Origin of the sequence: Exiguobacterium sp. TNDT2, from assembly GCF_003331145.1 — a bacterium.
GTDB lineage: Bacteria > Bacillota > Bacilli > Exiguobacteriales > Exiguobacteriaceae > Exiguobacterium.
In genome coordinates this window covers 1-22,883 of sequence record NZ_QLVE01000019.1, presented here as the reverse complement: position 1 = coordinate 22,883, position 22,883 = coordinate 1, and the positions used below count along the sequence as shown (strand labels likewise).

General features: G+C 51.0%; 23 protein-coding genes. 13 read left to right on the top strand and 10 right to left on the bottom strand.

The features are described from left to right. Positions 1 to 789, top strand: coding sequence for a twin-arginine translocase subunit TatC (gene tatC / locus DPV68_RS10210; protein WP_114166725.1), 789 nt, complete (start codon positions 1 to 3; stop codon positions 787 to 789). A 67-nt stretch (positions 790 to 856) separates the two neighbouring features. Here the strand turns inward: tatC and DPV68_RS10205 are convergent, their stop codons facing one another. From DPV68_RS10205 to DPV68_RS10190, 4 genes are read right to left on the bottom strand one after another with little or no spacing between them, the layout of a single operon-like run. Continuing rightward, a complete protein-coding gene (locus DPV68_RS10205) occupies positions 857 to 1,681 on the bottom strand; it encodes an energy-coupling factor transporter transmembrane component T family protein (protein WP_114166724.1) in 825 nt (274 codons plus the stop codon). After that, entirely contained in the window at positions 1,672 to 3,369 is a 1,698-nt protein-coding gene (locus tag DPV68_RS10200) for an ABC transporter ATP-binding protein (protein ID WP_232819595.1), read from the bottom strand. Before DPV68_RS10200 ends, DPV68_RS10205 begins: the two co-directional genes overlap by 10 nt. A gap of 58 nt (positions 3,370 to 3,427) precedes the next feature. After that, positions 3,428 to 3,979 carry an ECF-type riboflavin transporter substrate-binding protein gene (locus DPV68_RS10195; protein ID WP_114166722.1) on the bottom strand — a complete coding sequence of 184 codons (552 nt, stop codon included), beginning with the start codon at positions 3,977 to 3,979 and terminating at the stop codon, positions 3,428 to 3,430. Between the two features lie 13 nt (positions 3,980 to 3,992). Continuing rightward, positions 3,993 to 4,832: an SAM hydrolase/SAM-dependent halogenase family protein gene (locus DPV68_RS10190; RefSeq protein ID WP_114166721.1), complete on the bottom strand. Its 840-nt coding sequence runs from the start codon at positions 4,830 to 4,832 to the stop codon at positions 3,993 to 3,995. Positions 4,833 to 5,282: 450 nt separating this feature from the next. Between DPV68_RS10190 and DPV68_RS10185 the strand changes: the two genes are divergently transcribed. Beyond that, on the top strand, positions 5,283 to 5,576 hold the full coding sequence (locus DPV68_RS10185) for a YesK family protein (RefSeq protein ID WP_114166720.1): 294 nt from the start codon (positions 5,283 to 5,285) through the stop codon (positions 5,574 to 5,576). Between the two features lie 191 nt (positions 5,577 to 5,767). Further along, positions 5,768 to 7,114: an FAD-dependent oxidoreductase gene (locus tag DPV68_RS10180; protein ID WP_114166719.1), complete on the top strand. Its 1,347-nt coding sequence runs from the start codon at positions 5,768 to 5,770 to the stop codon at positions 7,112 to 7,114. A gap of 33 nt (positions 7,115 to 7,147) precedes the next feature. Here DPV68_RS10180 and DPV68_RS10175 read toward each other — a convergent pair whose 3' ends face one another. Continuing rightward, positions 7,148 to 7,330, bottom strand: a complete 183-nt coding sequence (locus tag DPV68_RS10175; protein WP_114166718.1) for a PspC domain-containing protein — start codon at positions 7,328 to 7,330, stop codon at positions 7,148 to 7,150. A gap of 237 nt (positions 7,331 to 7,567) precedes the next feature. Here DPV68_RS10175 and DPV68_RS10170 point away from each other — a divergent pair, with 237 nt between their 5' ends. The 3 genes from DPV68_RS10170 (at position 7,568) to DPV68_RS14980 (ending at position 8,789) form a co-directional block, all read left to right on the top strand. Continuing rightward, complete coding sequence (locus tag DPV68_RS10170) at positions 7,568 to 7,936, top strand: hypothetical protein (RefSeq protein WP_232819594.1); 369 nt, start codon at positions 7,568 to 7,570, stop codon at positions 7,934 to 7,936. 16 nt (positions 7,937 to 7,952) lie between these two features. Beyond that, positions 7,953 to 8,537, top strand: coding sequence for an NADPH-dependent F420 reductase (locus DPV68_RS10165; protein ID WP_114166717.1), 585 nt, complete (start codon positions 7,953 to 7,955; stop codon positions 8,535 to 8,537). A 93-nt stretch (positions 8,538 to 8,630) separates the two neighbouring features. Beyond that, entirely contained in the window at positions 8,631 to 8,789 is a 159-nt protein-coding gene (locus tag DPV68_RS14980; RefSeq protein WP_198662291.1) for a hypothetical protein, read from the top strand. Positions 8,790 to 8,865: 76 nt separating this feature from the next. Here DPV68_RS14980 and DPV68_RS10160 read toward each other — a convergent pair whose 3' ends face one another. Further along, positions 8,866 to 9,075 (bottom strand): YdiK family protein, encoded by a 210-nt coding sequence (locus DPV68_RS10160; RefSeq protein ID WP_021065367.1) that lies wholly within the window; start codon positions 9,073 to 9,075, stop codon positions 8,866 to 8,868. A gap of 16 nt (positions 9,076 to 9,091) precedes the next feature. After that, positions 9,092 to 9,742: a CPBP family intramembrane glutamic endopeptidase gene (locus DPV68_RS10155; protein ID WP_114166733.1), complete on the bottom strand. Its 651-nt coding sequence runs from the start codon at positions 9,740 to 9,742 to the stop codon at positions 9,092 to 9,094. Positions 9,743 to 10,000: 258 nt separating this feature from the next. On the opposite strand from DPV68_RS10155, the gene groES reads away from it, so the two are divergent. From groES to DPV68_RS10140, 3 genes are all read left to right on the top strand, one after another. Beyond that, complete coding sequence (gene groES / locus DPV68_RS10150; RefSeq protein WP_021065365.1) at positions 10,001 to 10,285, top strand: co-chaperone GroES; 285 nt, start codon at positions 10,001 to 10,003, stop codon at positions 10,283 to 10,285. A 42-nt stretch (positions 10,286 to 10,327) separates the two neighbouring features. Next, entirely contained in the window at positions 10,328 to 11,968 is a 1,641-nt protein-coding gene (gene groL, locus DPV68_RS10145) for a chaperonin GroEL (RefSeq protein ID WP_114166716.1), read from the top strand. A gap of 128 nt (positions 11,969 to 12,096) precedes the next feature. Beyond that, on the top strand, positions 12,097 to 13,056 hold the full coding sequence (locus DPV68_RS10140) for a helix-turn-helix domain-containing protein (protein WP_114166715.1): 960 nt from the start codon (positions 12,097 to 12,099) through the stop codon (positions 13,054 to 13,056). A 107-nt stretch (positions 13,057 to 13,163) separates the two neighbouring features. Here the strand turns inward: DPV68_RS10140 and DPV68_RS10135 are convergent, their stop codons facing one another. Both DPV68_RS10135 and DPV68_RS10130 read right to left on the bottom strand, forming a co-directional pair. Beyond that, entirely contained in the window at positions 13,164 to 13,511 is a 348-nt protein-coding gene (locus tag DPV68_RS10135) for a type II toxin-antitoxin system RelE family toxin (RefSeq protein ID WP_114166714.1), read from the bottom strand. Between the two features lies 1 nt (position 13,512). Beyond that, on the bottom strand, positions 13,513 to 13,827 hold the full coding sequence (locus DPV68_RS10130) for a hypothetical protein (protein ID WP_114166713.1): 315 nt from the start codon (positions 13,825 to 13,827) through the stop codon (positions 13,513 to 13,515). Positions 13,828 to 14,026: 199 nt separating this feature from the next. On the opposite strand from DPV68_RS10130, the gene DPV68_RS10125 reads away from it, so the two are divergent. From DPV68_RS10125 to DPV68_RS10110, 4 genes are read left to right on the top strand one after another with little or no spacing between them, the layout of a single operon-like run. Next, on the top strand, positions 14,027 to 15,502 hold the full coding sequence (locus DPV68_RS10125) for a TIGR02677 family protein (protein ID WP_114166712.1): 1,476 nt from the start codon (positions 14,027 to 14,029) through the stop codon (positions 15,500 to 15,502). Next, entirely contained in the window at positions 15,499 to 16,653 is a 1,155-nt protein-coding gene (locus DPV68_RS10120) for a TIGR02678 family protein (protein ID WP_114166711.1), read from the top strand. The genes DPV68_RS10125 and DPV68_RS10120 overlap by 4 nt, the downstream gene beginning before the upstream one ends. Further along, positions 16,650 to 20,744: a TIGR02680 family protein gene (locus DPV68_RS10115; RefSeq protein WP_114166710.1), complete on the top strand. Its 4,095-nt coding sequence runs from the start codon at positions 16,650 to 16,652 to the stop codon at positions 20,742 to 20,744. The genes DPV68_RS10120 and DPV68_RS10115 overlap by 4 nt, the downstream gene beginning before the upstream one ends. Next, complete coding sequence (locus tag DPV68_RS10110) at positions 20,741 to 22,027, top strand: TIGR02679 family protein (protein WP_114166709.1); 1,287 nt, start codon at positions 20,741 to 20,743, stop codon at positions 22,025 to 22,027. The genes DPV68_RS10115 and DPV68_RS10110 overlap by 4 nt, the downstream gene beginning before the upstream one ends. Positions 22,028 to 22,144: 117 nt before the next feature. On the opposite strand, the gene DPV68_RS10105 is transcribed toward DPV68_RS10110, so the two are convergent. After that, the gene (locus DPV68_RS10105; RefSeq protein WP_114166708.1) at positions 22,145 to 22,429 is read right to left on the bottom strand and encodes a hypothetical protein; all 285 of its coding nucleotides are present in this window, start codon (positions 22,427 to 22,429) and stop codon (positions 22,145 to 22,147) included. Between the last annotated feature and the right edge of the window lie 454 nt (positions 22,430 to 22,883).

The window sequence follows — 22,883 nt, the reverse complement described above, 5'->3', positions numbered from 1 at the left end:
ATGAGCCATCAACCTGATCAAGAACGGGCGCTGTCCGACCACTTGACAGAGCTGCGGAGACGACTGATGCTGTCGGCATTTGTCGTCTTTGCCTTCTTTTTGATCGCTTTGCCGAGTGTCAAATACGTGCTCGCCTATCTGCAGGCGGACCTCGTCGAACGAGGGCTTGAACTGAACGCCTTTGGGGTCGCGGACCCGCTCATGATTTACTTGAACTTGGCGCTCGTCATCGGTCTCGTCGCGGCTGGTCCGTTTCTACTGTATCAACTGTGGGCGTTCGTCGCACCTGGTCTGCATCCGAACGAGCGGAAAGCGACGCTCGCTTATATTCCGATCATCTTTATCTTGTTCCTCGTCGGTTTGGCGTTTGCCTACTATTGGTTGTTCCCGCTCGTCCTCGATATCTCGACGGACCTCGGACAAGACCTTGGTCTGACGCAAATCATCGGGGCGTCGAACTACTTCACGTTCTTGTTGCAACTGACGATCCCATTCGGACTGTTATTCCAGCTACCGGTCGTGACGATGTTCTTGACGCGCATCGGTGTCGTGACACCGTACTTCCTGTCATCGATTCGGAAGTACGCCTACTTCGCCTTGTTCGTCATCGCGGCGTTCATCACGCCGCCGGATTTGACGTCGCACCTTATGGTGTCGTTGCCGCTCTTCTTCTTGTATGAGATCAGTTTATCGATCTCCCGCATCACGTATCGGGGTGTGCTCCGACGTGAGAAAGAGGCGATGGTGAAAGAACAGGTGGATTTGATGAAACAAATGAATGAGAAGTGAGCGGGGCGACCTCGCATACACAAAAAGGCACGGATCTCCCGATACAGGGCGACCGTGCCTGTTTTGTTTAGAACGGATTATAAAAACGGCTGCCGTCATAAAATGTCACACTAAACGAGAAAATCGTCAGCAACAAGACAAGGCCGATCGCCAAGAAATCGGCACGCGTCATCGGGCGCTGATTGTACCACGTCCGTTTTCGCTCGGCACCGAAGCCACGCAAGTCCATGGCGTTACTGACCGTCTCGATCCGTTCGAGACTCGTGAACAGTAGCGGGAGCAGGATATTCAAGCTATGCTTCGCTCGTTTCAAAAGTGGACCGTGGGTGACGGTGACGCCGCGCGCTTCTTGCGCGTCCGCGATGGTGCGGAAGTCTTGTTGGACGTCCGGAATATACCGCAACGCGAGCGAGACCGCGAACGCCACTTTATACGGTAAACCGATTCGATTCAACGATGACGCGAACTCGGTCGGATGGGTCGTCACGAGAAACAAGACGGCGACCGGCACGATGACACTGTATTTCAAAATGAGATTGAACAAATAAAACAGTTGCTCTGCCGTCAACGTGAAACGGCCGATGCCTTCCCACAGGACGTGACGTGTCCCGTATATGGCCACACCTTGCTCGGGTTCGAACAGATAGACGGCAAAGGCGTTAATCAGGACGAACAAGGCGGTGAACACGAGAACGAATCGGACTTCGCGAAACCGGATGCGAGACACGAGGAACAGTCCGACGCTCGCGAGCCCTAATAGAAGCAGGACGCGCGTGTCGTATGTGAACATCGTCGCCGTCGTCCATAAGAGAAAACCGATTAACTTGGTCGTCCCTGTCAGACGATGGACGGGTGAAGGTCTCTCGATATAACCAAGCATTTCTACTCCCATTGGGCACGCTCCTTTCGTTCGGCTTGAATCACCGAATGAAGGAACGGCCGGACCTCGATGTCGAGATGCTGCGCCACGGTGAAGAGGGACGTTTGTTTGAGATGGGCATGACGCAACAACGACTCTTGGGCGAAGAGGGCAAACGGATCGCCCGCATAACGAATCCGGCCGGCCTGAAGCAAGCAGACTTGGTCGCTATACTCGAGAACGAGATGCATATCGTGTGTGATGATGAGCAAGGTCATCCCGTCCTGTTTTAAGCGCTCTAAAAAGTCCATCATCTCGGAGTAATGCCGATAATCCTGTCCCGCCGTCGGTTCGTCGAGAATCAATACATCAGGTTGGCGGACAAGAATCGAGGCGATGGTCACACGCTTCTTCTGACCGAAGCTCAGCGCTTGAATCGGCCAATTGCGAAAAGGATATAACCCGCAACGTCGAAGAGTCTCCTCGAGCCGGCGCTCTTCTTCGTCCACATCTAACGCGAGTGCCTGCATCCCGTACCGGACTTCTTCGCGTACGGTCTGTTTCGAAATCATATGATTTGGATTTTGCAGGACGAACCCGATTCGTGTGGCCCGCTCGGCGATTGACTGTTTCGTCACGTCTGTCCCGTTCAAACAAATCTGTCCGTTCGTGGCTCGTTGATATCCGCTCAATACTTTGGCGAGCGTCGACTTGCCGGCGCCATTTTGGCCGACAAGTGTCGTCAACGTACCGATTTCACAGCGCATCGATACCTCTTCTAATACGGTCTCGTCTGTCCGATAGCGGAAGCTGACGTGATTGAGTTCTAGTGAAGGAGACGCCTCAGAAGGGACGGGTAGCGTCTGAGTGTTCAGTCTTGATACGATCGGTTGCCGCTCGAACCGGTCCAGAAAGGCTTCTGGTTGGCTCGGTTTGTCGTCTGGCCGGATTGATATGTCCGCCCAACGTGCCGCACTCAAATAGAGCGGTTCCCGTAAACAGGCGCGAGCGAGGCTGCCGTCGCTCAACACGTCGTCGGGATGCCCATCGGCGACAATCTCACCGTCGACGACGACAATCATTCGATTGAATGGGACGGACAACACATCTTCGATTCGGTGTTCGACGACGACAAGTGTCCGTTTCGTTTCACGTTGCAAGCGATCCAGCAGTGCCATCGCCTCGCTTCCGGCGAGCGGGTCGAGATTGGCAAGTGGCTCATCAAACAACAAGATATTGGCATCTTCGACGAGAACACCCCCTAAGGCGGCCCGTTGTCGTTGCCCGCCGGATAAATCGTTCAGTCGATGGGTGAGCAGGTGGGCGACGTCGGTCAGACGGGCGACACGTTCGACGGTGTCATGCATCTTAGGACGAGCGACTTGTTTGTTTTCTAAGGCGAACGCAATATCTTCACCGACAGACAAGCCGATGAATTGGGTGTCTGGGTCTTGCAGGACGGTTCCAATCAAAGCGGAACGATCAAAAAGGGAGAGCGTCCGTGCGTCGATGCCGTTGATGAGAACGTCTCCTTCCCACGTCCCAGGGTAGGAGAACGGGATGAGTCCGTTGATGCATTGGGCGAGTGTACTCTTGCCCGATCCCGATGGTCCCACGATCAAGACGCGCTCTCCTTCTTCGATCGTCAAATTGATGTCGCGCAGTGTCGGTTCGGATTGACTGCGATACGTAAATGAAAAACGGTTGAACTGAATGGTCATGTCGAGCCCTCCAAGCAAAAGGAGCTGACCATGATTCATATCATGGCAGCTCGTTTAATCATGCTTCTCGTTTGAGACTTCCTGCTTTACTACGTGTGTTGGCATAAGCGACGAGGAGCAACGTGCCAATCACTCCGACCGTCAAAATGTTCGACGTGGCCGCAACTGCGCCTTGGACGAATACTTTGTTCGCCGGCTCCGCATAAATCAAAATATCAAGGACCGGTGCAATCAAAATCCAACCGATTGCTTGCACGATGGCCTGCGTCACGTTAAAGAGCAAGATGCCTTTCGTCGTGAGGCCGCCTGCCTCGATATTGATGCGACGCGCCACGAGCCCAATCCCGAATCCGACGAAGCCGGAGACGATGACCCAGCTCCACCAAGGTGAGCCATAAAGAATTGCGTCTTTTAAGGCATGTCCGATCAATCCAATCAAGCCAGCCGTGACAGGTCCGAATAAGATGGCCATAAAGGCTAGAAAAGCGTAAGACGTTTCAATCGATGTGTTCGGTACACCGGTCGGGATGGCCGCGAATCGGCTTAAGATGATAAAGACGGCTGCGCCGACGCCGGTCGCCACGATTTGTTTCGTTGTAAATGTGTTCATGAAAAATTCCTCCTTATTTGGTTTTCAGACAAATTCGCCAGTCGTTACCGATGCCGATTTCGTATGCATGCGCGAATGAGCCTTGGTTGAGGGCGATGGCGACTTGATCGAGCGAGTTGATATAGACGACACCCGAACCGATTGGGACATCGGCGAACGACCGGCCGAACAGCAGAGACTGCTCGTAGATGGTGCGGCCGCGATGGTCGACCGTGACAGTCACACGGCTACCGATGTCGATGCCGGCTTCCCGGACGAGGGAGACGGGAATGTTCGTCCATACATTTCCGAAACGAATGTCGAGAATCTCAACGATACCGATGGTGTGGTCGCCTTGTCGTTGTGCCGGTGTCCGGTCGAGCAGAACAATCTCCTCAAGTGGAAGCAGCGGACCGACATCCTCAAACGTGATGGCGTGGCTCGAGAGACGCGCCCCGGTAAACGCGAAGATGTCTCGGCCGTGGAACGTGTACGACTCGCCCATGTGCGGCAGGCGGTGTTTGTGATCATCCAATTGACGCACTTCGGCAATTAATCCGGCTTGGCAAAGGTGTGTCAACGTCCCGTTATCCGGGGTGATGACATATTGGTTGGCACGCGTGCGTGCGACGACGCTCTTTCGGTTCGATCCGACGCCAGGGTCGACGACCGACACGAATACGGTCTGTCCCGTCCAATAGGGTACGGTTTGGACGAGCCGATACGAGGCTTCCCAAATGTGGAACGGTGGGATGTCGTGCGTCAAATCAAAAATACGAATGCTAGGATTAATGCTATGGGCTACGCCGTACATCGCACTGACCGCCCCATCACTCACACCAAAATCCGATTGCAACACTAATGCTTCTGTCATCTTCGTCTCCTCCTTCCGGACATGCGCCCACAAAAAAGACACCACGCCCTAATTGCTCAGGACGTGATGTCTGATCACGTGGTACCACCTTCGTTCATGGTCTGACTCGCATCAAACCACCTCAAGGAGTGCAAGACTCCAAGGAATGCTAACGGTATCCGCCATACCGGTCGATTCTACTGACGAGCGATTGCCCGCGTTCTGTCGACTGCTCCAGGACCATCTTCAAGTGGGAGATTCGCTTCATTTCCAGCATCAGAAGCTCTCTATACAATCTCGGTCACTATCTCTTCCTATCCGCGCATGCTATACAATTAGTCTGAAAATTTAAACTAATCTTACAACCAGTTGAAGTAGGATGCAAGCGTTTTTTATTTTTACGACAACTGACGTGCTAAACTAGAACTGACAAGGATATACAGCATCATATCGGATAAAGAGGGAGAAGCGATGGCTTGGGAGTACTATGGGGACGCGCTCATTATCGTTGGTGTGATGACGACGATTCTATTGATTGTTGGACTGAACTTTTTGAAGTCACGATTCAGGAGAAGACTTATCTTCTCGTTGACGCTGCTCGTGATGGGGTACGTGGTGTTCCTCATCGGCCTCGTCCTCGTCCGCGGTTGGGACGAAATGGGCTGGAGCTTGATTGGCTTCAGTTTGTACGTGATCGGTTTCATCATCTATATCGGCGTCGTCACTTACCGCTGGTTTAAAGCAAGACGCAAGACCCATTCATGAATGAACCGTTCCGGTTGCGGGACGGTTTTTTGTTGTCACACAAGGAGTTCAAACTTTAGACATAATTACGTGAAAAGTTGAGCAAAGGTATTGTCAAACTGTCTTGTGAAATAGTACACTAATTTCAGAAAGTAAATGTGATATTTATCACAAACACTAACTTGCCTAACACTCAAAGGAGAGACAACCATATGAAAATCGCAGTCATCGGATGTACACACGCAGGAACAGCAGCAGTCAAAGGATTACTCGCCAAGCACGACAATCTCGACATCACGGTGTATGAGCGGAACGATAACGTCAGCTTCCTCTCATGTGGGATCGCCCTCCACGTCGGCGGTGTCGTCAAACGTGCGGAAGAGCTCTTCTACGCGTCACCGACCGAGCTCGAAGAACTCGGTGCGACAATGCGCATGAAGCACGACGTGTTGAATATCGACACGGAAGCGAAGACGGTCCATGCGAAAAACCTCGACACCGGGGAAGAAGTGTATGACACGTTCGATCGTTTGATCGTCACGACTGGTTCATGGCCGATCGTCCCGACGCTCCCTGGCATCGAGATGACTGGGATTGAGCTCTGCAAAAACTATGGTCACGCCCAACGCATCATCGAGCGGGCGAAAGATGCGACGAACATCGCCGTCATCGGTGCCGGTTATATCGGTGTCGAACTCGTCGAGGCGTTCGAAGTGTACGGCAAACACGTCACGTTCATCGATAGTGCCGACCGCATCTTGAACAAGTATCTTGACAAGTCGTTCACCGACCAACTTGAAGCGGATATGACGGCACGAGGAATCGACCTCGAGCTCGGCCAGACGGTCGAAGCGTTCCGTGGGACAGACGGAAACGTCACGCACGTCGTGACCGATAAAGGCGAGTTCGAGGCCGACCTCGTCATCCTCTGTGTCGGCTTCCGCCCGAACACGGGACTCCTTGAAGGCCAAGTCGACATGCTCGGCAATGGCGCCATCATCGTCGACGAGTATATGCGTACGAGCAACCCGGACGTCTTCGCGGCTGGTGACAGCTGTGCCGTCTATTACAACCCGGCGCGCACACATGCCTATATCCCGCTCGCGACGAACGCCGTCCGCATGGGAACGCTCGTCGCTGAGAACTTGATTGCACCGCGGGTCCGTTATCAAGGGACGCAAGGGACGTCAGGTCTCCGTCTCTACGATTGGAACATCGCTTCATCAGGTCTCACGGAAGAAGCGGCCGGTCTGTTCGGCCTTGACGTCGAGAGCGTCGTGATTGAAGATGCGTACCGTCCGGAGTTCATGCCGACGGCAGAAAAAGTCGAGTTCAAACTCGTCTATGAAGTCGGCACGCATCGTGTCGTCGGTGGACAAGTCCTCTCGAAAGCGGACATGACGCAAGCGGTCAACACGTTGTCACTCGCGATCCAAAACGAGATGACGGTCGAAGAGCTCGCCTATGTCGACTTCTTCTTCCAACCGCACTACAACAAGCCATGGCACTTCATCAACAGTGGGGCGCTCGCGGCGATGAAAGACAAAGTCAACGCATAAAAATAACTCGGGAGCCGCGGCTTCCGAGTTATTTTATAGATAGCGTGGGGCGTTCTTCATCGAGTTGGCGAGAATCATATAGATGAGGACGTTCCCCGGTACGATTAAAAAGAGCAGACGAACACCGAGCGGGGACAAGTCGAAGTATTCAGCGATGCCGCCACAGACACCCAAGAGTGAGCGGTTCGTGGCGGATTTGCGAAGCGGACGTTGCATAAGCAGGACTCCTATCTCACATGTGATATGAAAATTTTACCATACAGACTTACTGGAAATGTATAGGTTTCGTAGGTTTTTTTTCGTCTGAAGCCGGGGAAGTGGTAAGAGAAAGCAAATGTGTCACCTGGTCCTGTCAAAGGAGGAGCCCATATGGCTAAGAAGGAAAAATAACCGTACCATATCGTCACGTTCACGTTTCCAGAGGAGCCCATCTCGTATCAAGCGTTCAGCAAGTTGAAAAAGTATCACGCCGAAGGACTCGTCGGGTTCGAACAACTCGTCATCATCAAGCGTGAAGACAACGGTGCCTTCTCGTTCGAGGATGCCGTTCAACTGACACCGACGAACAAGTCGACCAAAGGCGCGCTCATCGGTATGGCCGTCGGGATTCTGTTCGGTACGCTCACGGAAGGACTCATCGGAGGAACGAAAGGTTTGAAACACGTCCAGAGCATTCAAGAGACGTTCAAACGGACGGTCGGGAATATCGAGCCCGGACAGACCGGGGTGATGGCGATCGGGGAAGAGTTCGATCACTCGGTGCTCGATGGACTCGCGGCTGAACTTGGCGGCACGGTGACACGGACGGACGAAGAACTGTGAAGGGGAGTCGAACTACATGAAGATTGGCATTTTAGGAGCAGGGAAAGTCGGACGGACGCTCGGGCGCAAGTTCGAAGATGTCGGCTATGAAGTGTTGTACGGGACGCGCTCGGAGCGCGAAGGGACGATGTCGCTCCAGGAAGTGGCGTCGAACGCGCAAATCTTGTTAATGACGACGCCGTTCGCGGCAGCGGTCGATTTGATTCAATCGCTCCGGGACTTGGACGACAAGATCGTCATCGACGTGACGAATCCGATTGCCAAAGAGTTTGACGCGATTGAGCGGCCGGAAGGGAAATCAGGGGCCGAACATCTGCAAGAACTCGCGCCGCACGTCCGCATCGTCAAGGCGTTCAACCAGACTGGCGTCGAGAACTTGGAGAACCCGAACATGTCGATGATGTTCATCGCCGGTGACGAGCAGGAATCGGTCCGGGCCGTCCAAGACCTCGCCTCGAAAATCGGTTTCGACGCCCATACGCTCCGTCACTTGAAACTGGCGCGAGAGCTCGAGTCGCTCGCTTGGCTATGGATTCATTACGCGACGAAAGAACGGAAGCACCGGAATTTCGCGTTTTACTTGAAAGAGAATAATTTCTGACGATCAAGACGGCCAAGCGAGTGCGTGGCCGTCTTGCGTAGGTACACGTATAATAGGGATGAACACTAATTTCATTGTCGTAGGAGGATACACATGGGCTTCGCCATTTTGACATTTGTCGTCGCGTTTATCCACGTCATCGCGGGAGCGGTCGTGTTACATAAATATCCGCAACATAAGTCGATTGCCATCAGTATGATCGTGCTCGGTTTCCTATATGGACTGTTGACGGTCGGATTTATCGTGTTATAGAAGAACATAGAAAAGACCGGTCAGACTTAGGCCTGACCGGTCTTCTCTGTCCCAAGCGGAGTCGCTTGGGATTTTCTTATGCCGATTTATCGGTCTTTTCTTTTTTTGCTTTTCGGGCGAGCGTCAAAATCTGATACACCTTGAAGAAGTCATACGCGGCTACGGCGATGATGAAGTACGTCCAGAAGCTGAAGCCGTACTCTTGCACCGAGTAGTAGGCGAGGACGGTGAACAGAATCCCGAACGAGAGACTGAACAAAAACATCACTTTTAAGTGTCGCGGCATCAATGCCACCTCATTTCTACATTAAGAATAATACGACCATGACGAGCGCGTTGTTAAACGCGTGAATCGCGATCGGTACGATCAAGCGACGCGTCTTGGCGTAAGCGACCGTGAAGGCGAAGCTCATCGCCACGTAAACGAGAATCTTGTTGTCACCGTGGATGAGCGCGAACAAGAGCGAGCTGACCGCAAACGCAATCCAGAACCCGAAACGGGCGCTCAAGTTGCCGAACAAGATGTGACGGAAGAGAATCTCTTCCATGATTGGTCCAAGCAAGACGACCGAGAGCGTCATGACCGGGACGAGCCGGACGATATCCGCGATTTGCTCGGTGTTCTGGGAGCCCATGACGTCACCTGAGATCCACGTCTCAATCAAGTTGGCGACGATGACGAGCCCGTACTGCATGAGAATCCCGAGCCCGATCCATTTGACCGTGTCGTTCAAGTTCGACTGGATGCCTTGCTGCTTATACAGCTTCAAGTCGGGCCAGAGCAAGAAGACCGAGATGACGATCGTCAAGCTGAACCCGATGGCGAACCAGAGCCCGGTCGACGTCGGCGTGATCCATTCGGGACGTACACCGCTAATCAATACCGGAAAGAATTGAACGAACGCATATAGCAGAATCGGGATGATATGCCGAATCCGAATGTTAGGCGCCATCGAAAAACGGGTATTTATCGATTGGTTTGAGTTTAGTGTGGCCAATTCAACACGTCCTTATTCCTAAGAGTCAACGTTCCTTTTGACCATTGTATCAAATAAGGTCTCTTGACCGCGAGTGGGAGCATTTTTTCGATGTTCCCGCTTGCATTTTCAGGCGTCTCATACTACACTAATCAGTGTTAGCACTCCTTTTTGATGAGTGCTAAAACTTACGATTCAACGATACATCATTCATATTCGGAGGAGGTTTTTTCTATGTTAAAACCACTAGGCGATCGCGTCATCATCGAAGTCGTGGAGAAAGAAGAAAAGACGATCGGAGGCATCGTGCTTCCTGACACGGCGAAAGAAAAACCGCAACAAGGACGCGTCCTCGCTGTCGGTACAGGCCGCGTCACGGACCAAGGTGAGCGGATCGCGCTCGACGTCAAAGAAAATGATTTGGTCATCTACTCGAAGTACGCGGGTACCGAAGTGAAGCATGAAGGCAAAGAATACTTAATCGTTCGAGAGAGCGACATTCTCGCAATCGTAGGCTAAGACTCACCATTTTTCAAAAACTTTTCTAGGGGGAAATGAACAATGGCAAAAGAAATCAAATTCTCAGAAGACGCACGTCACGCGATGCTTCGCGGTGTCGACGCACTCGCTGACGCAGTAAAAGTCACAATCGGACCAAAAGGACGCAACGTCGTCCTCGAGAAGAAGTTCGGCTCACCGCTCATCACGAATGATGGCGTGACCATCGCAAAAGAAATCGAACTCGAAGACCACTTCGAAAACATGGGCGCGAAGCTCGTTGCCGAAGTCGCGTCGAAGACGAACGAAGTCGCAGGGGACGGTACGACGACAGCGACAGTCCTCGCTCAAGCGATGATCCGTGAAGGTCTCAAAAACGTAACAGCGGGCGCGAACCCGATGATCCTTCGTAAAGGGATTGACAAAGCGGTCCGCCGTGCGCTCGAAGAGTTGAAAGAAATCTCGAAGCCAATCGAGTCGAAAGAAGCGATCGCGCAAGTCGCGGCGATTTCAGCTGCAGACGAAGAAGTCGGCGAGTTGATCGCGGAAGCGATGGAGCGCGTCGGTAACGACGGCGTCATCACGATTGAAGAGTCACGCGGTTTCACGACAGAACTCGACGTCGTCGAAGGGATGCAGTTCGACCGTGGTTACTTGTCACCATACATGATCTCAGATTCAGACAAGATGGAAGCGGTGCTCGACAACCCGTTCATCTTGATCACGGATAAGAAGATCTCGAATATCCAAGAGATCATCCCAGTGCTCGAGCAAGTCGTGCAACAAGGGAAACCGATCTTGATCGTCGCAGAAGACATCGAAGGCGATGCGCTCGCGACACTCGTCTTGAACAAGCTCCGTGGTACGTTCAACGCGGTCGCGGTCAAGGCACCAGGATTCGGCGATCGTCGTAAAGCGATGCTCGAAGACCTCGCGACGCTCACAGGCGGCCAAGTCATCACAGAAGACCTCGGCCTCGAGCTCAAGTCGGCATCACTTCAACAGCTCGGACGCGCATCGAAAGTCGTCGTCACGAAAGACACGACAACGATCGTCGAAGGTGCTGGAGACGAAGCGGCTATCAAGGCACGTGTTCAAACGATTCGCAACCAAATCGAAGAGACATCATCTGACTTCGACCGTGAGAAACTCCAAGAGCGTCTCGCGAAACTCGCAGGCGGCGTAGCCGTCGTTAAAGTTGGCGCAGCGACAGAGACAGAGCTGAAAGAACGTAAGCTCCGCATCGAAGACGCGCTCAACGCGACACGCGCAGCCGTTGAAGAAGGCATCGTCGCAGGTGGGGGTACAGCCTTCATCAACGTCATCCCAGCCGTTCGTGCACTTCTTTCTGAAGTGACAGCGGATGAAGCGACAGGTGTGAAACTCGTCCTCCGTGCTCTCGAAGCACCGGTCCGTCAAATCGCGGAAAATGCGGGTGAAGAAGGTTCGGTCATCGTCGAGAAGCTCAAGAACGAATCGGTCGGCATCGGCTATAACGCCGCGACTGGCGAGTACGTCGACATGATCGCACACGGTATCGTCGACCCGGCGAAAGTGACGCGCTCAGCGCTCCAAAACGCAGCATCAGTATCAGCCATGTTCCTCACAACGGAAGCGGTCATCGCAGACAAGCCAGAACCAGCAGGCGCTGGCGGCGGCATGCCTGACATGGGCGGTATGGGTGGAATGGGCGGAATGATGTAAGTCATACGCTCAATTAGAAACCATTCATCAGCGAAAGCTGGTGGATGGTTTTTTCTTTAACATGAATTTTTAAACCTTAACATAAATTATGTTATGGTTAAAAAAAGTATGTTAAGGAGGATTTATCGATGAAATCTTATGTCGAAGAAACGATGCATGTCGACGTAAAAGAAACAGAGAAGCAGTTGCAATTACCTCTTTCAATAAACAATGCGTATAAGTTTCGTCAATGGATCATTCAGGGTCAATCTATTCTGTTTGCACTTCCTCAAACAAATGTGAGTGTCATAACACTTGAAAAACATTTTAAAAAATTGAGCAAAATGACGAATACACCAGTTGTTTTTGGTTTTAACACGTTGTCTACGTATAAAATGAACAAGATGACAGCGAAAGGGATTCCTTTTATTCTGAATGAGGAACAGATTTATATGCCGTTTATGGGCATCCTACTTCACAAGTCTCAGCTCCGTGAATTACCGGAAGTGACGAAGGTTTCACTTCAAACTCAACGTTTTATCTTGCTCAGTATTTATAAGAATTGGACAAGACTGACTCTAGCTGAAGTGGCAATTCAGTTAAGTGTCTCTAAGATGACGGTTTCACGTATATTTGATGAGTTAGAGGGAATTGATTCATCACTTGTAGATCGAGATGGTAAAGAACGCGTTTTTTTAAAAAAAGAAGACACACACACGTTCTGGGACACCTTTTATCCGTATTTATTTAACCCGGTGATCCGTGACTATCGATTAGAGAAAAAGATTCAACCCAATAGACTCATGACAGGTGGTCTATCCGCATTCAGTGAGTATACGATGTTAAACGGACCGGACTATCCGATTTATGCGATCACACGTGAAGAAGAAAAAGCACTTCGAGTGAAGGAAATGAAGACGGTCCGGTCCGATGAAGATCCTGCGTGTATAGTGCAAGTTGTGAAATATCGCTTAGAGGTAAATGAAGGGCGACACATGGATCCTTTATCTATCATTTTATCGTTGTCTGATTATGAGAAAGAAGATCCTCGGATTGGAATTGAAATCGAGCGATTAATGGAAAAGGTGTTTCAAGGATGGAAGGGTTAGAAACGTTCAAACAATATTTCCAGGAGTATGAAGACCACTACGTTCTAATTGGTGGTGCTGCCTGTGATGTTATTTTCTCGGGCATCTTATAAAAAGCCCAAGAAGAATCACATGTCGGATTCTTCTTGGGCTTTTCTTAGTTCTGCTTGTTTATATACTTTTTCTCGTGTGCGTTCTCCGATGGACAAGATACGTACAACACCTTCAAGTTTATCCTCTTCTGAAATTTGCAAAATCGTCAACTGGTCTTGTTTAACGGTGTAAACGAGACGAAGGTTCATCGATTTGTACTTTAATTTGTAGCATCCCGTTAATTTACCACGGAGCGGTTCCCCATAACCAATGGGGTCGATTTTCAATTTTTGATCAATGTCCTGTTTAATGATCCGGATAATCTGCGCATCTAGTTTTTTGAGTTCTTTGACGGCTTTTTTGTGAAATTCGACTTTGAACATATTATTCGATGCCTAATTCCTTGAATACGTCGTCTGCATCCACAAACTCATCTGGATGTTGAGTGGCGTCGTTCAAACGAGAGAGTAGTTCTAGTTCTTCAAGAAGAGCAGCTTGCCGCTGAATCAATTCAGTCATTTCTTCAAATTGATTAAATCCAACGAGCACAGTATCAATTTCTCCTTGTGCGTTTGTCACGAACAGAGGGACAGCTTGTGCTTTTTCACGAACTTTTTTAAAAGACCGGGCCACGGTTGTCGTTGGAATGATTTGATCAGCTGTCAATGAGACAGCTGATTTTTCTTTTAGTGTTCCCATCCGCATCATCCTCTTTCACAAAATCTTGTATTACTTATACTATACCATTAAAATCGTATTATTAATCGTTTAATTAAATGATTAATAAGTCACCTGCTATAAAATTGCTCATCCCTTTCCAAAAACAGGAATGCTCTATTTCCGCTTTCTCTGATCTGTATTATGCTTAATCATGGAGAACACAGAGAGGGGCAACCGTATGCAACCAGGGCTGCAAAAGAAAATCAAAGAAGCGACGTATTTGACGGCGGAGAAGGCGTGGAGCTATCGTCCGATTTTACGTTACTTCTACATCCAGCATGAACGGATGTGTGAATTTTTATATCCGGAAGAGATTTATGCGTACTTGAAGCAATATACAGAATTTCAAGAATACACGATGGACGGGTTGCATCAGGATTTAGAGTCGCTCGTCAAATGGGGCAACTTGATTGCCAGTCAAGAGCACCGGAAGGCGAAGACGATTGAAGAATACAAAAAGAAAAGTTTCCGCTACCAATGTACGCCGTACACGGTCGAGTTTGAGCGGATGATGATTCAACTCGAGCAACTCGGCGACAGTTTCGGCGGCTCACTCGAGAAGACACAGTTCGAGCGGCTCTATCACGTCCTTGACGCGATCGCTCAGGCAAACGGAAAGCCCGATGCCGAATGTGCCCAGCTTTGGGAAGATGCCATGCTCTATTTCCGTCAAATCACGCAGAACACGTCGGACTATATCGCCTATATTCATAGTGAGAAAGTCGTCGATAAGATGAAGACGGAAGCGTTCCTCGTCTATAAAGATCGCTTCACGACGTATTTGCGCGACTTCATCATCGCGCTGCAGCGGACGGCCATGCAGATTCAGGACTTGTTGACGTCGCTCACGACGAATCGGCTCGAGTCGTTCTTCCAACAAGTCGTCCGGCATCAGCATCAGGCGTTCCGGTTCGAAGAAGACGACATGGACCCGATGATCGACTTAGTCGAAAAGTGGCGTAACTTGAGAGCATGGTTTCTCGGGACGACGCACGGCGAGAGCGAGTTTGAACGTCTGCAAGAACGGACGAACGAGGCCATCCGCCGCATCACCCGCATCGTTCAACGAATGAGCGAACGGCATCAACAGTTTCGGAGCCGGCGCCGTGATTACGAACATTTGGCAAAGTGGTTCGATGGGATCGAGACGATTGAAACGGCCCATGAGCTGTCATCGGTCGTGTTCGGCGTGTTCCATACGCGTCACCTTTACGGGGACCACGTTCCGACCGACGACATGTACGTCGACGTGTGGGACGAGGCACCGATCGAGCACGAGACGAAACCACGAACGACGAAATTTAAAGAATCGACGAAAGCCGGGGCCATCATCGACCGATCTGACAAGATTGCGGAGATGCGCCGACTTCATTTGAAGCAACTCGAAGAAGAGAAAGAAGCCATCGAACGATACATCGAAGCAGGCGTCATCTCGATCAAAGCGCTCCCGGTCATCGAGCCGCACGTGCGAAAGCTGTTACTGTCGTGGCTCGGTAAAGCGATGGTACGGGAGGACCGGGTCATCAAAACGGAGTACGGCCGCCGCGTACGGGTGACGCTCGAGGAAGAACGTGTCATCTTACGGGCGACCGATGGCTCACTCGAGATGCCGAACGTGGAGTATCACTTTATCGACGAGGAGGTGAGTTCATGAGTACAGAAACAAAAGTAGATGAACGGATGCAAGAGGCGCTTGGAATCCTCTTTGAACAGTTTTGGGTATTGCGAGCGGAGCAACCGCCCGTCTACCAAAAAATCCGAGAACGTGAACATCAACTGAAACGTTACGTGACCGAGAAATTCGGCTTTGATTTGATCGTCCATCAACATTTCATCAAACTTGAGAAGCTCCCGGTCGACCCGAAGCCATGGATGGGCATCCAAGCGTTCACCGAGCCAATGGACTACGCGATTTTTTGTTGCGCGCTCGCATTTACAGAGAGCAAGTCGGTCGATGAGCAGTTCTTGCTGTCTCATATCACAGAAGACATCCAAGAGATGTACCCTGGCGACTTGCCGCTCGATTGGACGAACTACCGGCACCGTAAATCGCTCGTCCGCGCGCTCAAACAACTCGATGAACTGAAGTTGATTCGTGCGGTCGACGGGGACGTCGACTCGTTTGCGATGAGCGAGACGGAAGAAGTGTTGTACGAAGTGAGCGTCCATGCCCGCTATTTCATGCGGTCTTACCCAGAAGACTTATTCAATTACGAGACGATTCAAGACATCTTGACGAGCGAGTGGAGCCGTCAAAAAGAAGATGAGCGCCGGAAACGTGTGTATCGCAAGCTCATGTTCTCGCCAATCGTGTACCGGGAGTCCAAAGACGACCTGGACTTCGCCTATATCCGTAACTTCAGGAACCGACTCGGAGATGAGTTCGAGAAGTTCACGCCGTTCCGGTTAGAAGTGTTCAAAAATGCGGCCATGCTCGTCTTACCCGACCAAAAACAGCGTTACACGTTGTTCCCGAATCAAAAAGGAATCACGGGCGTCGCCTTGCATGTGGCAAGTCATCTTCGGAAACTTGAACTGCCGGTCAACGAGATGGGTGAGATTCGGGTCACGTTGCCTGAATTCGAGCGAATCGTTGAGGCAGTCCAGCTTAAATGGGGACCGGGCTGGCCAAAACAATATCGAGAAGACACCCCGAAAAAAGTGGCGCTAGAACTCGTCTCGCTCCTGCGGGAATGGGAGTTCGGATACGTGGAGACTGATTCAGGGATCCTTGTCATCCAGTCGGGGTTCGGTCGCACCATTGGGGTTTATCCAGAAAAATTTGAAGAGGAGTTGGCGAAATGAGGGCGCAGAATCGCTGGCAAATGAACCGGGCAGGCTTGCTTAATTTTTGGTATTACACAGAAGAGACGTTCGATTTCTCAGAGGGGAAGCTGTTGCTTCGAGGGAGTAACGGATCAGGGAAATCCGTGACGATGCAGAGCTTCCTGCCCGTGTTACTTGACGGGAAGAAGTCACCGGACCGGCTCGACCCGTTCGGTTCGAGAGCCCGTAAGATGGAAGACTATTTACTCGGCGAGAAAGAAGTCGTCGACCGGGAAGAGCGGACGGGCTACTTGTTCATCGAATACAAGAAGGCCGAGACGAATCAATACGTGACGACCGGGATCGGGCTTCAAGCGAAGCGTGGGAAGCCCCTCAAATTCTGGGGATTCGTCATCACGGACAACCGTCGCATTAACATCGACATCGAGTTGTATAAACTCGACCGCCAAGGGACACAGACGAGTAAAATCCCGTACTCACGGGTCGAGCTCGAACGAATTATCGGGGATGGGGGAAAAGTCGTGACGACGCAAGGCGAGTATATGCAGCTCGTCAACAAACACGTCTTCGGCTTCGAGTCGATCGACGCTTATGAAGAGTTGATCAAGTTGCTCATCCAGTTGCGGAGCCCGAAACTGTCAAAAGACTTCCGACCGACCGTCATCTACGAGATTCTCGAGGCGGCGCTTCCGCCATTGTCAGATGACGACTTACGCCACTTGTCCGACACGATCGAACAGATGGATCAAACGAAGCAACAACTTGAGCAGCTCGAGCGTGAACTCATCGCGCTTCAGAAGTTGAGCCGCACGTACGATGCGTACAATGAGCGGCATGTGGCCGACCTCGCCGTCGAGTACCGGATGGCGACCGAACGAGAGACGACGGAAGCGCAAGAGCTTGAGGATTTACGTGAACTCCAGACGTCAAGGGCACGTGAGGTCGAGAAGCTGAAACAATTGATTCAACAGCTCGACCAAGACAAAGCGACGGCCGAACGTCAGCGTCAACGCTTGGCGTCCCATAAAGTTTGGAACTTAGAAGACGAGTTGAAGAAAGAAGTAGATGCGTTACAGCACATCACGGCTGATTATCGACGGCAGGACGAGCGACGCGCGAAGACCGCTCAAAAAATCTATGACGCGAAACAGCGGCAAGACGAAGAACAGATAGTCCATCGCACGACACTCCAAACAATCGATGACTTGATTGATGATATGGCGTACGACGCAGAACAGGCGGCGTTCGACCGTCATGAGTTGAATGTCGCCGATTATCGTCGCTTAAACCTTGACTTCGATTTCCTGACGTGGAAACACGAAGTAGGGGAGCACGCGGAACGGCTCGACAAAGTGGCGGAAGGGATGCGCGCGCTCGAAGAGACGAAACGGAAACTTCAAACGGAAAACAAGCAACTCGCCGACGAGCAACAAGCGCGTGATCAGAAAAAGCACGAGCAAAACGATTGGCAAAAAACGTTCGACCAAGACTTGGAGCGTCATCTCGCAGACGTATATCGGTGGACCGAGGAGCATCCTCAGTTTGGTGTCGAAGGGGAGACGATGGGTCACATCGAGCGCACGCTTCGAAACGACTATGACCCGTCGACGTATGAGGATGTGTTGCGTCTCGTTCGACCGAACGTGGTCGGTTACCAGAATCGGCTACGTGAAAAAGCCGCCTCGAAGAAAGCGGCCGAACGTGTGATCAAGACGAACATTCAAAACATGGAGACCTCACTTGCCGAGTGGAGAAAGAAGACCGATCCCGAACCGGACATCGACCCGATGACGAGAGCGTCCCGGGAACAGATGCGGGCCGACGGCGTCGTGTTCGCTCCGTTATATGCACTCGTCGAGTTCGTGGACGGGGTGGAGGAAGACGTTCAAAAACGGATTGAAGCCGCGCTCATGGACAGCGGGATGTTAGACGCTCTCGTCACCGAGGCGGACGTCACATACGACCGGGTCTTGTTGCCGGCGCCACAGATGATGGCGCATACGTTGGCCGATTATTTGAAACCGAGCCCAGGGGATACGGGGATTGCTTCGGACCGAATCGACGACGTGCTCCGCAGTATCCTCATCGGTGATGGCGAGACGTCCATCGGAGAAGACGGGACGTATCGGCTCGGTCAATTGAGCGGACATGCGGTACCGGTCGAACACGTCCGTTTCCTTGGGCGAACTGCCCGTCAACGATATCGGGAAGCGAAGATTGAACAGTTACAGCACGAAATCGAACAACTTCAACTCGAGCGCGTGACGCTACGTGGTGAGCAGGCGGAGTTGGGTCAACACATCCAATCGGCTGACGCGGCGTGGGAGGCATTCCCGTCCGACCGGGATTTGCGGATGAGTCATCAAGAAATCCAAAAGATCAGATTTGAGGTCGAGAGTTTGGAGCGACGTTGCCGTCAAATCGAAGACATGTTGAAACAGACGAGTGAGCGGTTCAACGTGTTGAAGCGTGAGGTATATACACTGGCTGAGCCGTTCAAACTAGAAAAGACGCAAGCCGCGTTTGAACAAGCGAAGCGGGCGATGGGGAGCTATAAAGATTTACTACTCGACACACATCGGGAGCACGACAACGCGGTCGCCTCGAACAAACGGCTCGACACGATGGAGGCGGCCCTGGCGGAAGCGGAAGAAGACATTCTCGAACTCATGGGTGAATTGAATGAACTCGAGGACAAAATGGTCCGGGTTCAAAAAAATATTGCACAAATCGAGGACCAACTGGCGAGAGAGGGCGCTGACGACATCCGTCAACAAATCCAAAACGTCCAAGCTGAATTGGCAAGAATTGAACATAAACGGAGCCAATCGTTACAGCTCGTCGCGACGCGCCAAGCGCAACTTGATGCGGACGCGAACAAGTTGCACGAGAAGCAACATAGCCACACGTTGTCAAAACAGATGCGAGTGGCATGGGAGACGGCCTTGAAAGCGGAGTGGAAACGAGGAATCGTCTCACTCGACGTGGACGGGAGTGATCCCGAAACGTTGTCCCGAACGGTTGAAGCGGTGTACGGGAAACGACTCACGAACAGCGCCTCAAAAGCCGACGAACATCTATCGAAAGCGTTCATCGACCAGCAAAATAATTTGATGGAATACCGGATGCGTAACTTCACCGAAGAACTGCCGCTTGAAGCGTGGATGCAGGGCGTCGATGACCAGTTCAGACGAGAAGTCGAGATGTGGCAACAGAAGACGACGCGTCGCATCATCTCGCTCGACTTGCGGGGCCAACAGGCGAGCCCGCAAGCGGTCAAGCGAACGGTCGAGGAAGAGTTCGCACGCCAAGAGAGCATCTTGAACGAGAGTGACAAGGAACTATATGAAGAGATCCTCTTCAAATCGGTCGGGACGAAACTTCGCTCTCGAATCCGCCGGGCCGAAGAATGGACCGGGAAAATGAATGAGTTGATGGAGAGCCGGAATACGTCATCGGGACTTACGTTCTCAATCAAATGGCGGCCGCGTACGGCGGAGAGCGAGGAAGAGCTCGACACGAAAGACTTGGTCCACATCTTGAAACAAGATGCGAAGCTGTTGAAGGACGAGGATTTCGAACGGATTACGGCCCACTTCCGGTCGAAACTGAGTAAGGCGAAGCGGATGATTAAAGAAGACGGCAAAGGACAGACGCTCCTGCAAGTGCTCCGTGAAGTGCTCGATTACCGGAAGTGGTTCTCATTCGTCTTGTACTTCGATCGAACGAATGAACCGAAGCGCGAGCTGACGAACAATAAATTCGATAAGTTCAGCGGTGGGGAGAAAGCGATGGCAATGTACATCCCTCTCTTCACAGCGTGTTATTCCCGATATAAAGAAGCGGCCGATACGGCGCCGTATATCATCTCGCTCGACGAGGCGTTCGCAGGAGTCGACGAGAACAATATCCGTGAGATGTTCGAGATTGTGGAGCAACTCGGCTTCGACTACATTATGAATTCGCAAATCCTGTGGGGCGATTACGACACGATTTCGTCGCTGTCGATCTGTGAGCTGTTGCGTCCGAAAAACGCCGACTACGTCACCGTCCTCCATTACGTGTGGGACGGCGAGAAACGGCATGCGAAAGAAGAGACGTTGTTATGAAGCCGTTAGTCGACGAAGCCGTACACTACTTCAAAGCATCGACAGGCTTCTCGCGTCTGTTTGAACAGTTCCGGAAGAAGTATGCCTCGCTCGGAAAAGTTGGTGGATCGGTTTCGATTCAATCATTTAAACATGATGAACTTGAAGCGATTGCCCGCTTCTTCGGAGAAGACGTCGCAACGATCCGGTTGAAGAAGACGGTGACACTTCGAGCGTTCGAGAAGAAACTTCAGACGACCAAGTTTGAAGGCGTGACGTTGCTCGAGTTGCTCGAGGCGTATTTCGGAGAAGCGCTTGTGACGAAACAAGAAGCGCTTGCCCAAATGGAAGGACAGCGAGCGGAGCGTTTTCGTGAGCTCAAGCTGACGTATCCGACCCTCACGTTTTGGTTCACTTATTTAGAGGGGCGTACGGCAGACACGCACTGGATCAATCGGATGGTTGAGACGGATAAATTTGACGTGTCTTGCGAGCAACTGTCGCAAGCGATGGAACGGTTGCCACTTGATTATGAGCGGCTGCCAGTGTTCGGGCAACGTATCCTCGGCAATCCACATGCGTTCGACCGTACAACAGATCTCGGGAAGCTCCTCATCCATGCGTTGCATATTAAACGGGGACAGATTGGAGCACCACCGAGCGATACGGAACGGGTAAACGACTTGTTGTTAGAATTTAAGTTGTTACGGGACGACATTACTAATTTTGTGACATGTGCGAATGTGACGGCGGAGCGTGAGGGGACGGAGCATGCAATGTGGCATGGAGCGGCAGCAATGCATAGCGTCTTGAACGTGCCGATGCGTGAGCTGTTGAACGTAGACCGGGTGAGACCAAGCCGAGGACATACCGTATGGATCGTCGAGAACTCCGGTGTGTTCTCAAGCTTACTCGATGACGTGCCAGATGCACCGCTCGTCTGTACACACGGTCAGTTCAAACTTGCGGCCTATCGGTTACTTGATATGCTCGTCGCATCAGGTTGTCAATTGAAGTACGCCGGTGATTTTGATCCGGAAGGACTGCAGATGGCGGCACGGTTGAAAGAACGTTACGGCGACAAGCTCGACTATTGGTGCATGGATTTGGAGAGTTATGTGACGTCTGATCCGAGTGTTGAGTTGACTGGGGAGCGATTGGTGAAGCTAGAACGGGTGACGGACGTGGAGTTGCAAGACGTGGTGGAAGAGATGAAGCGGCGAGGGAGAGCGGGGTATCAGGAAGCGTTGATAGAGAAAATGGTGGGTCAATTAAAAATAAAAGGGACAGATTTGTGTGACTGAATTCCGAATGACAGACGTTTGATAAAAGATGCTATTCGTTTTTATAAATCAAATAAAATCTCAAGCCACCTCTACATCTCATAGTTGAAATGGATAGGTGGCTTATCGTTTGTAACATTAATGAGCTTGTCTTCCATCGAAAAGTTGTTGCAGGAAAAAGTTCTCCTTCTCTGCGCGAAGACCTTCAAGATACTCCAAGCGGTCAATTTTTCGAATTGAACCGACAGAACGTTTTTTCGTCCCTGGCATTTCAGCGACGACTGCCATCACGCCGACCGTAGTCGAATTGCCAGGCATCACTAAGTATCTTGCTACACTAATTTCTTTTCCTTTCCCTACATGTCCATAACGCACAACAGCTTTCCAATACGACCACTCTGTAATCTCCTGATTGGTATTCATAACATCTCATCCCTTCTCCGAAAAAATTCAATCACATCATTAAGTTGATTGTAGAAAAAGAATGAAAATGAGGTATGTAATAAATTTGACGCGGTTTAATATTTTACGGGGTTTAATGGTCTGTAGGTGTACGAATGATGCTTGACAGGCCAAAGTAGATTTAAATAATAAGCGAAAGAGTCCGGCATGGATTATAAGAGAGCTCGTCAATGGGTACTTCTCAACGAGTATTAAGAAAATTTATGATTCACTTTATATAATTTATAATTAATTATCCGAAATTTAAACACACGAGGGTGGATAACAGCCTGGTCTTGACCAACTTGGCTTGGAAGGGCAAACTCCCCTCTCTTAAAATAAATTCTAATTGGCGACTTTAAAATCAGTTTGAAGTTGACCGAAAATGATGGGATATAATGTATAATTTTAATTAAATGATGAATTATATATCACC